8 protein-coding genes are annotated in these 14,196 nt (G+C 45.3%); 6 read left to right on the forward strand and 2 right to left on the reverse strand.

Annotated features, from left to right (window positions below; genetic code table 11):
- The first annotated feature begins 96 nt into the window (after positions 1 to 96).
- The 4 genes from GGU45_RS08255 (at position 97) to GGU45_RS08270 (ending at position 7,265) form a co-directional block, all read left to right on the forward strand.
- On the forward strand, positions 97 to 3,195 hold the full coding sequence (locus GGU45_RS08255) for a SusC/RagA family TonB-linked outer membrane protein (RefSeq protein WP_435223698.1): 3,099 nt from the start codon (positions 97 to 99) through the stop codon (positions 3,193 to 3,195).
- 11 nt (positions 3,196 to 3,206) lie between these two features.
- Positions 3,207 to 5,123 carry a RagB/SusD family nutrient uptake outer membrane protein gene (locus GGU45_RS08260; protein WP_435223700.1) on the forward strand — a complete coding sequence of 639 codons (1,917 nt, stop codon included), beginning with the start codon at positions 3,207 to 3,209 and terminating at the stop codon, positions 5,121 to 5,123.
- A 95-nt stretch (positions 5,124 to 5,218) separates the two neighbouring features.
- A complete protein-coding gene (locus GGU45_RS08265; protein WP_435223702.1) occupies positions 5,219 to 6,439 on the forward strand; it encodes a DUF4959 domain-containing protein in 1,221 nt (406 codons plus the stop codon).
- Positions 6,440 to 6,545: 106 nt separating this feature from the next.
- On the forward strand, positions 6,546 to 7,265 hold the full coding sequence (locus GGU45_RS08270; RefSeq protein ID WP_435223703.1) for a DUF4998 domain-containing protein: 720 nt from the start codon (positions 6,546 to 6,548) through the stop codon (positions 7,263 to 7,265).
- A gap of 27 nt (positions 7,266 to 7,292) precedes the next feature.
- Here the strand turns inward: GGU45_RS08270 and GGU45_RS08275 are convergent, their stop codons facing one another.
- Positions 7,293 to 8,075 carry a peptidase associated/transthyretin-like domain-containing protein gene (locus GGU45_RS08275; protein WP_435223705.1) on the reverse strand — a complete coding sequence of 261 codons (783 nt, stop codon included), beginning with the start codon at positions 8,073 to 8,075 and terminating at the stop codon, positions 7,293 to 7,295.
- Positions 8,076 to 8,364: 289 nt separating this feature from the next.
- The gene (gene purN / locus GGU45_RS08280) at positions 8,365 to 8,937 is read right to left on the reverse strand and encodes a phosphoribosylglycinamide formyltransferase (RefSeq protein WP_435223707.1); all 573 of its coding nucleotides are present in this window, start codon (positions 8,935 to 8,937) and stop codon (positions 8,365 to 8,367) included.
- A gap of 567 nt (positions 8,938 to 9,504) precedes the next feature.
- Between purN and GGU45_RS08285 the strand changes: the two genes are divergently transcribed.
- Positions 9,505 to 10,791, forward strand: a complete 1,287-nt coding sequence (locus tag GGU45_RS08285; protein ID WP_435223709.1) for a c-type cytochrome — start codon at positions 9,505 to 9,507, stop codon at positions 10,789 to 10,791.
- Between the two features lie 126 nt (positions 10,792 to 10,917).
- Positions 10,918 to 14,079: a TAT-variant-translocated molybdopterin oxidoreductase gene (locus GGU45_RS08290; RefSeq protein ID WP_435223710.1), complete on the forward strand. Its 3,162-nt coding sequence runs from the start codon at positions 10,918 to 10,920 to the stop codon at positions 14,077 to 14,079.
- The last annotated feature ends 117 nt before the right edge of the window (positions 14,080 to 14,196 follow it).

A 14,196-nucleotide genomic window follows, 5' to 3' on the forward strand; every position in this document is an offset into this window, starting at 1 on the left:
ATGAGAAAACTCAACGGCTTTTTTACAATATCCTTTATATTGTTTTTTTTGCATGCCGCCGGTGCAACCCGTTTTGAGGGAGACAATCCATTCACAATGCTTCAGGAAGACATAGAAGTTAGTGGTCTCGTTACGGATAGTGCAAGGCAAATTTTAAGTGGGGTATCGGTAACCTTAAAATCAAAGCAGAGCATAGGCACAACAACGGATTTGAATGGCCGCTTTGTATTAAAAGTGCCGGCTAACGATATATTGGTATTTACCATGTCGGGGTATACAACGAAGGAAGTGCCTGTTGGTAACAATACCACCATTGACGTAGTGATGCAAAAGGACATTCAACTGCTCGAAGAAACGGTGGTGGTGGCATTTGGCAATAGAGCTAAAAAAAGAGACCTTATCGGCGCAGTAACATCTGTAAGCGTAAGCGAGTTACAAATACCTTCAAGCAATTTAACCACTGCACTGCAGGGCCGGGTTGCAGGTATGATATCTTATCAGCGAAGCGGCGAGCCGGGGTTGGATAACGCCGACTTTTTTATACGTGGGGTAGGAACCTTTGGGGTAAACCAGCAGCCGTTGATACTAGTGGATAATATGGAAATGGACATTAACGATCTGGCGCGTATTCCCTGGGACAATCTGGAAAGTTTTAGCGTATTAAAAGATGCATCTGCTTCGGCCATGTATGGCGCCCGGGCGGCCAACGGCGTTATTATTGTAACCACCAAGAGAGGTAAGGACGGACCGGCGAAGGTAAACCTCCGTGCGGAACAGCGCATCTCTGCGCCTACACAAAATTTGAAGATAGCGGATCCGGTAACATTTATGAAAATGAACAGGGAAGCGATTTTGACAAGAGACCCTCTTGGTAAAGACAATACTTACTCCCTGGAAAAAATTGATAAGACTATTGCGGGCGATGATCCCATCCTTTACCCGGCTGTAGACTGGCTTGATTTTATAACCCGGAAAGTAACGACCACTCAAAATTACAACCTGGGTGTGTCTGGTGGCGGGCAGTTAGCCCGGTACAACGTAAGCGCCAACTATACCACTGATAACGGACTGCTTAAAATTGAGCCGATTAATGATTTTAACAGCAATGTGCGCTTTAATGTGTTTGATTTTTTAAGCAATGTAGATATCAACCTTACCAAATCGACCCAACTGGTGGCACGGGTTAAGGCCAACATTCAGGATTATAATGGACCGCCTTCATCCGGTTCTGCTGCCTACGGAAATGCAATACGCTCTAATCCCGTGTTGTTTCTGCCCGTTTACACGCCCGGCGAAAGCCAGTCCTATATCAAACACCCCATGTTTGGCAACTATGCAAACGGGGGATACCTGAATGCTTATGCAGAGATTGTGAAAGGCTATTCAGAAAAAAGAAGAAGCAACCTGTCATTCCAAACCGAGCTGACCCAGGATCTGGCTGCGATTATTACCGAAGGTTTAAAATTTCGCGGGATGTTGAATATAACCCGTAAATCATATTTTGAACAGTCCCGGCAGTATAAACCATTTTACTATTCACCCATTGTGGACCCGGTAACCAATAGGGTATCGAGCTATTTTCAAATTAATCCGAAAGACGGAACGGAGTATCTTGATTTTGTTCCGGGTAATAGGGACCAAACAGCTACGCTATATGGTGAAGCACAGTTTTTATACAACCGAACATTTGCTGAAAAACACGGATTGACCGGCTCTTTGATTGGAACACTGAGGAGTAATGTGGCCACGCCAACAGATAATGATATATCTTTGATTAACACCCTTCCTTACAGGAATGTAAGTTTTTCCGGTAACTTTTCTTATGCGTATGACGAGCGTTACTATGCTCAGTTTACATTTGGCTATAACGGTTCTGAGAGGTTTGCAGCCGATTCCCGCTGGGGGTTTTTCCCTTCCTTTGGGGTGGCCTGGACCGTATCTAAGGAGAAATTTATGGAAGGTCTTTGGCCGGTCATCAGCAATTTGCGATTTAGGGCCACCCATGGCTGGGTAGGTAATGATAATATAAGCAACACCCGCTTTTTTTACCTCTCCGATGTAAATTTGAACGATGGGGGAAAAAGGTATGCATTTGGGCTGCCTACAAGCGGGCAGTACGCTGTAAATGGCGTTTCTATCCGGCGTTACGAAAACCCTTTTGTGCAATGGGAAATATCACGGCAAACCAACCTGGGCATCGATTTAGGAATGTTTAAAGGCGCGCTTACCTTTACCGGTGAATTTTACCGGCAGTTCAGGTATAATATTGTTCAGGATCGGGCGGCGATCCCCTCTTCTACCGGCCTGCAGGCCGCTGTTTTGGCGAACCTGGGCAAATACGAAAGCAAGGGCTTCGAGGGAGAGCTGGCCTATACTAAAAGCGTTAATAAAAACTTGTTTTTTCAGGGACGGGGTACTTTTACGTATGCCACGGGCCACTATGTTTATTACGAAGAACCGGCCTATCAATATGCTTATCTGAGCAGGATTGGGTTGAATGCAAGACAACAAACCGGGTATATTGCCGAGCGGCTGTTTATTGATGACAATGAAGTATTGAACAGTCCCGAACAGCAATTTGGAGGAGCGGCAGTATTGGGAGGGGATATTAAATATGTGGATGCGAATAATGACGGTGTTATTAACAGCAACGACCTTGTTCCTATTGGCCAGCCTACCACTCCCGAAATTACTTATGGTTTTGGGCTTACTACGGGTTATAAATCTTTCGACTTATCGTTCTTTTTCTCAGGGATAGCACGTACTTCGTTATTTATAAGCCCTGTTTATTATAATGGCTCAACCCAAAAATACGGCGTTGCGCCCTTTGGGAGCGCAACAGCGCCCAACGCAGTATTACAGGCATGGGCAGACAGCTACTGGTCTGAAGAAAATCAGAATATATATGCGCAATGGCCAAGGTTGAGCCAAAGTCCGACAACCAATAATATTCAAAACAGCACTTACTGGATGCGCAATGGTAATTTGTTAAGATTAAAGCAGGTTGAGTTGGGGTACAATTTAAAACAAAACCTGTTGAAGAAGTACAGGATGAATACGCTGCGTATTTATTTTAGCGGAACGAACCTCTTTAAATGGAGCCCCTTTAAATTATGGGATCCTGAAATGGGTGGCAATGGACTGGCCTACCCGTTGCAGCGCGTATTCAATTTTGGGATCAATATCAATATCTAAAAAATAAGCAGATGAAAAAGTATAGCTGGTTTACAGTATTAATAATAGCGTTGACCGCGGGGGCGTGTAAAAAATTTTTAGATGTGGTACCGGATAATGCTCCCATTATCGATCAGGCATTTAATGTAAAAGCCATGGCAGAACGTTATCTGGTAACCTGTTATTCCCGGTTACCATCCTCCACAAGTATCGGTGATAATGTTGGCCTTTTAGGCGCTGATGAATTTTGGTTGAATTCAACTACCAATTATCCCTCTTCCTCAAATCCCGCCTGGTATATAGCCCGGGGGCAGCAGAACTCCAATACACCGCTGATTGATATGTGGGGCGATGGAACGCCCTCCGGGGCCTACTGGCAGGGTATATATGACTGTAATATTTTTATCGAAAGAATACCGGCTGTTCCGGATATGGATGAAGGTGAGAAAACCATGTGGGCTGCTGAAGCAAAATTTTTGAAAGCCTACTATCATTTTTTATTGGTGCGTGCCTATGGTCCCATTATCATTAAGGATGTTAATACGCCTGTATTTGCCAACCCCTCAGAATCCCATGTGCCCCGGGCGCCGGTTGATGAGTGCTTTGCTTATATCGTTAAAACAATAGACGATGCCATGCCCTATTTAATGCCGGTTGAAATGAATCCGAATCAGGAAATAGGGAGGATTACGCAGGTAGCGGCCAAAGCTGTTAAAGCCCAAATATTGGTAGAAGCGGCCAGCCCGTTATACAATGGCAATACTGAAATGGCGGCATTGAAAGATGATGCCGGGAATCCGTTATTCAACCAGGTTTATGATGAAAATAAATGGGTGTTGGCAGCTGCCGCCTGTAAGGAAGCGATTGATTTTGCCCATGCCAATAACAAAGCGCTCGAAAGATGGGTGCGACCTTCAAATTTTACTGTTCAGGGCCCTACAACTGCGTATCAGATGAACCTCCGGTATGCCATTACGGAGTCGGATGATAACACGGAAGCACTATGGTACGACAGTAAAAATGTGGCCAATACCGGGTTTCAATCGGTGTTTACAACAAAAGGTATTCCTGCTGTTGCTTTTAATAACGGAAATGTTAATGGGCGTATGGCTACTACATTAAATATGGCTGAAAAATTTTATTCAAAAAATGGCGTGCCTATCGATGAAGATAAAACCTATTCCTATGCGTCAAGATACGATATTGTAAAAGTACCCAACACCGATCAGTATAAATATGATTTACAGGCAAATTATACAACGATAGGGCTTCATCTGGACCGGGAACCGCGGTTTTACGGGTGCGTTTCTTTTGACGGCGGCCGGCATTTAATGTACTCCGAAACCAGCGATGCCAAAGCATTTAATGTAAATTATAAACTGGCGGGAGGTGTATATTCAACCGGAACAGAATATACCATAACCGGGTATATGGTAAAGAAGTATGTGAACCCCACAAACACTTATACAGAGAGTGCCCATAACGCCCGGCCTTATTTACTGGCCTTTATAAGATTAGCCGATTTATACCTGCTTTATTCAGAAGCCTTAAATGAAAGCGAAGGACCTGGAGCTGAAGCGTATGGGTATATTGACAGCGTAAGAGCCCGGTCGGGATTGAAAGGGGTAGTGGAATCCTGGGCAACCTATTCATCTATGCCCGCAAAGCCATTGACAAAAGAAGGGTTAAGAGAAATCATCAAACGCGAAAGAACGAATGAGCTGGCATTTGAGGGTAAACGATTCTGGGATTTGAGAAGATGGAAAGATGCTCCCCGTGAGTTGAATGAGCCCATCTTGGGATGGGATCGTTCCCAGTTGACCCCTCAGGCGTTCTACAGGGCTCAAACTTATTTCAACAGAACGTTTACCGTACGTGATTATTTTTGGCCTATAAGCCTTGCTGAGCTAAGACGAAACACTAAATTGAAACAAAATGTTGGATGGTAATGAGTTTAACAGGCAGCAGTTCCGCCCGCAGATGAAAAGATAGCCAACTGCACCCTATTGAATATCATATTCTGGAAAATAGTAACATATTGAACATGACAAAATATTTATCTCAAAAATTGATGATAGCCATTACAACGCTAATTGCAGCCTGCTTTATTGGAGGGTGCAAGGAAGACCTTGGTATCGGTGTAAATAAAATTGGTGAAAAACCTTTGCCTGTTTCAAATATTACCGTAACCTCTATATCCGGTGGCGCTTATATTAAGTATGATTTGCCGCTTTCAGAGGATTTGCGTTATGTAAAGGCTACCTATAAGCTCGACAATGGCATTGAACGGGAAGCCAAGGCTTCAATTTATAAAAATGAAATACTGGTAGATGGCTTTGGCGAGGCCGGCGATTATAATATTGAATTAAGAGCTGTGGCCGTAGGTGAAGTAGCGTCAGACCCCGTAACGGTTAACGTAAATGTGCTTACTCCGCCACACCAGCTTGTGCTTCAAAAGCTGTCCGAAAGTGGTAAAATTATGGAAACCTTTGGTGGCTTTAATTTGAAATATCAGAATGAAACAGCATCCGATATAGTAATAAGGATTTTAAAAAAGGACTCTGTAGGGCAATGGAAGCTTATACATTCGGAGTATACAAATCTTAAAGAGGATGTTATAAAAGTAAGAGGAGTAGAAGCCGGCCTTTCTGATTTTGGTTTTTTTATTGAGGATCGCTATGATCATTTTTCTGATACGTTGGTCCGCGCACTAAACCCAACCAAAGAAGTATTAATTCCCAGGGACAAATTTGCTCAATTCAAATTGCCAAATGATCCTAAAATAAGATCAACCTTTCCTTTCGTACGAATATGGGATGGCAACATAGGTGCCGGGGCATTAACAGAACTGCAAACGCTCCCTATCGCCTTTACCATCGATGTGGGAATACCGGTAATGATAAGCCGGATGGTTACCTGGACCAATTATGGAAGTACGGCAGGGGGCTACGGATCTGCTCATATCTACGATTTTGAACTATATGGGAGCAATGAGCCCAATCCTTCGGGCGCCTGGGACTCTACCTGGACCTTGTTGGGGAGTTTCAAAGGCCAACGGCCCTCCGGCCTGGGATTTGGAGTAGCTCCATCGCAAGCAGAGCGCGATTACCTGCGCGATAATGGTGAAACCTGGGAGCTTCCCAGCCCCGAAGCGTTTCCTAAATTCCGGTATATCAGGCTCAAAGTATATGCAACCTGGAATGGAGCATACGAAGTTCCTGCAGAGGTCTATCTCAATGAACTTTATTTATACGGACAATATTAAAAATTTGCAGCATGCCCGTAACTATTAACGGTTTGGTTTTGTTCATGCAACATTCCTTTCGCTCATTACGGCAGGGTTTGCTTTGGTAATCATAAAAAATTTACGAATGAAAAATAGAGTATTGTTGCTGGGGGGCATTATGATCGCTGTCTTTTTTTTCAGTTGTGATAAAAAGGCCGATTCTTCCTACGCCAAATATTTAAACGCGGCCGAAATCGCAAAACCAGGAAAAGTAGATTCAATGGAGATACTCCCCGGCTATAACAGGGCGCTCATAAAATTTAAAGTGAGTCCGGATAGAAGAGTAAACAAAATTAAAATAGACTATTATACTTCTATCTCATACCTGATAAATACGAAAACCATCGATGTTACAGAAACGGACTTTGGCAAATTCAAAGAGTTGTTAATTGATAACCTTCCTGAAGCAAATCTGTTTGTAAATATTGTTACCTATAGTGCTGCCGGCGATAGTTCCAGTGTTTCGGATGGTGTGGGCGCTGTTTACGGAAATCGATATGCCAGCCTGGTTGCAAACAGAATATTTTCTAACATAACTACCACAGATGGCATAAAGAGCATCAACTTTGCGGGGGAACAATCCAGGCCCCGGGACAGTACATTGTTTTACCCGTTGCAAAAAACAGTTTTAACCTATCCAACAATTCTGGGAGATACAAATACTATTGAGTTTTCGCCACATACCAACACGATTCCGGTTCCGGACATTGCAGATTCGGGAACCATTACCCATTATTCCGTTTATAAACCCACCAGCAATGCCATCGATGTTTTCAAATCGAGCGGGGTATCAGTAACGTTTTAGTTTTTTACAGGCGCCGGTAGCTGTATGTCAGTACTGCAAATCTTCATCGCCGGTTAACCCCTCTCTCCACATGGGCGGTGCCGGTAAGCCCAGCTTAAACCGCTCATAGGAGCGTTTAATATATGTGTGAAACGTATAATCATTCACCCGGGTGGCAAACAGGTAGCTGGGCTGGTATTGAATAATAAACTGGGTAATCACACTGTCTTCCGTCATACCGGTGATCCGGCGGATAAGCGCCTTGCTGAAACGGTAGCGCACATAGCCGTCCTGCTCATCGGAGATCAGCTTGTTCCGAAACCGGGTTAGTTTGCGGGTGCGCCCAAAGCGGAATGCGTTTACCAGCTCGGTAAGATCAAAGCCCACACCAAACCCTCCTGTACCGGCATTCGTAGAGGTGGAAAGCCCGGGTTTTTCAAAATCGAAATATTTCCGGTAGGTGTCCCTGTTTTCAAGAGAGTCAAACCGGTAATCCCGGTTTCTAACCTTTACCTCCGGCAGATCAGGGATGCTGATGCGCAATGAAATATCAAAAGCGTAAGGGGTGGTGATACCGGCTACCGGAAATTTGCGGGTGGGCTTGTTCAGATAGCTGAACCAAATGGAATCCTGCGGCCGCACAACAACACGGTAGCTGCCATCTGAAGCGGTCATGGTACCTCCGCCCGAGCTGGTGAGCACCGATACCAGCGGTACCGGCGTTCTCCCGATGCTATCGTAAACGTTTCCCCTGATCTGGATCTGGGCCCGGGCGTTAACAACACAAAACAGGACTAACCCCGTAATACTTATGGATCTAAACAGGTTCAATTTTTACAGATAAACAAAGCAAGGAAAGAATTTGCAAAAACTATGGTAAAGTGTATGAAGTGAATAGTTAATAGTTAATAGACAATAGACAATAGACAATAGACAATAGATAATAGATAATAGATAATAGATAATAGATAATAGATAATAGATTTCTGATGAACTTATTAAGGTACGAAAGAACCGGTTAGTACCGAACCTTAAACCTTAAACTTGAAACGTCAAACAAAAAACCGAAGACTCCGGCAATACCCCGATCTCATTTTCCCATTTTCAAATCAGCACATTTTCAAATTTCCCTCAAAATCAGCTTCTCCACCACCGGTGCAAAATGCTGGTGTTCCAGGAAATGTACTTTCTGTGCCAGGGACTCCGGCGTGTCGGAGGCCGATACCGCGCAGGTAGCCTGAAACAGGGTGGCACCGTGGTCATACTGCTCGTCTACCAAATGAATCGTGATCCCGCTTTCCGCTTCCTTAGCGGCGATAACAGCTTCATGTACATATTGCCCGTACATACCCTTTCCGCCATACTTAGGCAAAAGAGCGGGGTGTATATTTACAATGTGCCCCGGAAACGTTTCAACCAGTGAAACGGGTATTTTTAGCAGAAAACCGGCCAGAACAATAAAATCAATGCCTTTTTCTTTCAGTTTTTTGGGAAAATCTTCCGATTGAAGAGATAGACGATCAATCAGGAGCAACTCTATGTCCTCCGTTGCGGCAATTTGGGTAACACCCGCCCCGGGTTTGTTGCATACGACCAGCGAAACGCTGGCAAACGCATGGTCCCGGAAATGATCAATCAGCTTCCGGGCGTTTGAGCCGGCTCCGCTGGCAAAAATGGCGATCTTCTTTTTCATAATAAAGGATCAAATATCTTACAATTTGCGGAAATATTGGCAGTTTATCCCGGGGCCGATAGAAGTGACTTTCAGGAATTTTGCGGGGAACGGGATAAGCTCCGGCTCCGGATCGGGGAGGGCCCTTTTTGCATAAATAAAAAGGCTGCAAAAAAATAGTGCAGGGCTGCATATCGATACTTGTATTTTTCCTTCCGCATTTGCACTTCCTGTTTCGGGGTATATCCGTTTTGCAATGTGATTTGTTAGATTGTCCGTCAGCAGATCCTAAATCGTTCTAAATCCGGGTATTAATTACAGTCGTTTGTATGTTTTTTGAAAAACTTGATCCAAATCAAGAGTAATCCAAAATAAAGTCAATGTGAACAACTCACATTGTTCCCAAACGGATGACTTTTTAATGACAAAGATTTCTTCAACCGAAAAAAATCGACCCTAAAATCGCCTGAAACACAGTCTGGTAGCGGGTTTAAAAAATTTACAAAATGTTGCTGTTTTGTTAAGTCCGACCCTTATTTTTGCAGTTGATCAGAGACATTTATCCACATTTTTAGATTTAATGCGTTTATGACTATTTCTAAGCATATAATTAACCGATTCTTCTTAATTATACTAACGCTTTTCACTCTTTCCAGGTTCAATTCTATTGCTGCGCAGGACGTTGATGGTAAACAACTGTTTATCAGCAAGTGTCAGGCCTGTCACTCCGGCGATATGAAGTCTGAATCAACGGGACCGGCTCTGTTTGGAGTAGAAGGCCAATGGGAAGACAAAGGAAAACTGCATGAATGGATCCGGAATAACCAGAAACTGATCGCTTCCGGTTACCCAAAAGCAGTAGAGGTTTCCAAGCTGAAGTCAACGGCAATGCAGACCTTTCCTGATCTTACTGATCCTCAGATAGATGCGATCTTAAAATACATTGATGAAAAAGGAAGCGGTAAGCTGGATGCAGCAAAAGGCGATGCTACAGCAGGTAAAACAGCCGGAGAAGCCGATACCAGCCAGCATCCCTTATTATATGGTGTCATTACCCTGATTCTTTCCCTGGCTGCATTGATCCTCATCTTTGTAAACAGAAATCTTAGAAAAATTTCGGACGATACCGAAGGCAAAAAAACACCGGATGCGGTTCCGTTCCTTCAAAATAAGGTTTACCTGGCTACTGCGGCCATCCTGTTGTTTATCGTTGGCGGATACTTTATGACGAAAGCCATGATCAACATGAACCGTCAAAAAAATTATGAACCCCGGCAACCGATCTTCTACTCCCATAAGGTACACGCGGGCATCAACCAGATCAACTGTTTGTACTGTCACGGAAATGCCTGGGAAAGTAAAACAGCGGCAATCCCCTCTGTAAATGTGTGTATGAACTGCCACAAGACCATCCAGAAATACAGTGGTCCGGAGTTGAAAGATAAAAATGGCAATGCGGTAGACGGTACTGCAGAAATCGCAAAACTGTACCAATATGCAGGGTTTGACCCTCAGAATCCTGATGCATGGGATGCCAATAAAGCAAAGCCCATTGATTGGGTAAAGATCCATAATCTCCCTGATCACGTTTACTTTAACCACAGCCAGCACGTAAGAGTAGGCAATGTACAATGCCAGACCTGCCATGGTGAAATCACCGGCATGGACGAAGTGCATCAGTTTGCCGAGCTGAGCATGGGATGGTGCGTAAATTGTCACCGTGAAACCAAAGTAAACTTTAACGTGGACTCTGCAACCGGTAACCAGTTTTACAGCATTTACGAAAAGTTCCATAACGATATTAAATCCGGCAAGATGGACAGCGTGACCGTTAAAGATATCGGCGGTCTGGAGTGTCAGAAGTGCCACTATTAAAAAATTAGAAAATATGGAAATGTGAAAGTGTGGAAATTATCAGGTATTTAATTATTATTTCATTTACACATCTACACATTCCCACATTTCCCACATTATCACATTTCACACATTTATCACATTAGTATGAATAAATATTGGCAGGGTTTCGGCGAGTTAAATGAATCCGAAAAGTTTCAAAAGCGGGCGGATGATGAGTTTCGCGATGAGCTCCCTTTTGAAGATTTTGATAGTAAGGGATTACTGGATGCAAAAGCTCCCAGAAGAGATTTCTTAAAATATCTGGGTTTCAGCACTGCTGCGGCAACATTGGCGGCAAGCTGTAAAACAAAGGTGCGGGAGGCCATTCCTTATGGTAACAAACCCGACAACCTGGTGCCCGGTGAAGCAAAATATTATGCCACCACCTATACACAGGGTGGAGATGCGGTTCCGGTAATTGCGAAAGTGCGCGATGGCCGCCCCATCAAAATAGAGGGGAATGATTATCTTTCTGCAACCAACGGGGGTACCTCGGCCCGGGTGCAGGCCTCTGTGCTGGATTTGTACGATATGCACCGTCTGCGTTTTCCCCAGCGGAAAGTGGGCGATAAGTTTGAAGAAAGTATGTACGATGCGCTGGATAAAGCCATCGCGGTTGAACTGGCAGGCGCCGGCTCTATTGTGTTGCTGACCAGCTCCATTAACTCTCCCTCTACGCTCGATCTCATTGCAAAAAATCCGAAGATCCGCCTGGTACAATACGATGCGGTAAGCTATAACGGCATTCTTATGGCCAACGAGGCATCGGGCTTTGGACGTAAAATACCTTCTTATAAATTTGACCAGGCTGCGGTAATTGTGAGTCTGGGCGCCGACTTCCTGGGTACCTGGCTCAGCAGCGAAGAAAATGCTGCGGGCTACGCAAAAGGAAGAAGGATTGATGAAAAGAACCCGGTAATGAGCAAACATTACCAGTTTGAGTCCTTCCTGAGCTTAACCGGTTCCAATGCCGATGAGCGCTTTACGCACCGCCCTACACAAACCGGCGCTGTAGCACTGGCATTGCTGGCGGCAGTAGGCGGTGGTGTTACTGCCCCCGCTATTTCAGATGCCAAACTAAATGCCGGTATTGCTAAAATAGCGGGCGAGCTGAAAGCTGCTGCGGGCAAGGCCCTGGTAGTTTCAGGCAGCAATGATGTTAACATCCAACTGGTAGTAAACGCCATCAACAATGCCATTGGCGCTTATGGTACCACCATCGACTGGTCCAGGGCCGATCAATCGCGCAAGGGAACCGATAAGGAATTTGCCGACCTGCTGGCACAGATGGAAGGCGGGCAGGTAGATGCCTTACTGATTCACGAAGCCAACCCGGTTTTCGATCATTTTGCGGGCAAACGCTTTGCGGCCGCTCTTTCAAAAGTGAAAACCACCGTTTCCTTTGGATATCGTATGGACGAAACCACGGAACTGTGTAAATACATCCTGCCTTCACCCCATTACCTGGAGAGCTGGGGAGACGCAGAACCCAAAACCGGCGTTTACAGTTTTATCCAGCCGACTATTTTCCCTTTATTTAAAACACGCCCCTTCCAAACCTCCATATTAAAATGGAGTGGCAGTGCAGAAGATTATGATACGTATGTAAAGAACTACTGGCATCAAAAAGCCGGAAGCGAAGCCGCCTATCATAAAGCTTTGGAGAATGGTGTAATCGAAGAAGCCGCCAGTGGCTCCGGCCTCTTTAATGGCGGTGCTTTGACGGCGGCAGCTACTGCTATAGCAGCGCACCCTGCCGGCGGAAAAGATGAACTGGTGCTGTATGAAAAAGTATCGATCGGACCGGGCTACGGCGCCGTAAACCCCTGGTTACAGGAGCTGCCGGATGCAGTTTCAAAAGCCAACTGGGGCAGCTACGCGCTCATCTCCATACCCAAAGCCAAAGAACTGGGTATTGTTACCGATGTGGATTACGAATACTACCCCGATAAACCGGTGATCAAAATAAGCGATGGCAAAAACACTGTAGAATTGCCGATTCTGGTTACACCGGGGATGAATGCCAATACTATTGCGGTGGCCATCGGCTACGGACGCAGCGAAAAGCTGGGTAAAACGGCCGCCGGCGTAGGCGTTAACATGTTCCCGTTTGCGTCTGCGGCGGGTGACGGAAGCGGGATCCGCTATTTTGTTTCCAACGTAACGGTTTCCAATACCGGACGTAAGGAAAAAATTGCGCAAACGCAGATCCATAACTCCTATGAAGGACGCGTGGAAGTGCTGCGGGAAACCACCCTGGCTACTTACCGCCAAAAACCCAATGAAGTACTGGATTTCCGCAACAAGCTTGTTGAGAATTACGCAAAAAATACCGGCGATTTCAGAAAAGAAGCCACGCTTTACGGTGATCATGACAAGCCGGGCATCAAATGGGGAATGAATATCGACATGAATGCCTGCACCGGCTGTAGCGCCTGCGTAGTGGCATGTCATGCAGAAAATAACGTATCAGTGGTAGGCAAGAGCGAGGTACTGCGTTACCATGATATGCACTGGCTGCGCATTGACCGCTATTTCGTGAGCGATGAAAAAGACCCGGATAACCTGAAGGGGGTAGTGTTTCAGCCGATGCTGTGCCAGCATTGCGACAACGCTCCCTGTGAGAATGTTTGCCCGGTAGCAGCTACCAACCACAGTACGGAAGGTATTAATCAGATGGCTTATAACCGTTGTATTGGCACGCGCTATTGCGCCAACAACTGTCCGTTTAAAGTGCGCCGGTTTAACTGGGCCGATTATACCGGGGCCGATTCCTTTGCAAACAACCAGGATCAAAAACTGGTAGGCGTGCTGGATCCGGTGGTGCACCAGATGAACGATGCGGTAAGCCGTATGGTATTGAACCCGGATGTTACGGTTCGTTCGAGGGGGGTAATGGAAAAATGTTCTTTCTGTATTCAGCGGTTGCAACACGCCAAACTGGATGCAAAAAAAGAAAACCGCCCGCTGAAAGACGGCGAAGCAAAAACAGCTTGTCAGCAAGCCTGCGCTACCAATGCCATCGTGTTTGGAGATACAAGGGACGCGCACAGTGCCATTAGCATGGTGCGGTTAAACAACCCGCAGCGCCTGTTTTACTCGCTGGAACAATTGCACGTATTGCCGAATGTAAGCTACTTCTCCAAGATCCGGAATACGGATGAGATTATTGGTGGTGATGAGCATGGAGCAGAAGGCGGTCATGGAGCGGAGCACGGAGCAAAAGAACCGGCCGCAGAAAAGCATGAGGAAGCGGCACATCACTAATCCCGGTAGCTATCGGGATCGAGTTTCAAGTTTAATGTTCCAGGTTAGACGTTAAAAAGAGAAATAAGTAGAAGAAGAATAAAGGGTCAAAAAAGTTAAGGAGAGCCATTTCAAACC

Source organism: Niabella hirudinis (assembly GCF_051201075.1).
Classification (GTDB): Bacteria; Bacteroidota; Bacteroidia; order Chitinophagales; family Chitinophagaceae; genus Niabella; species Niabella hirudinis.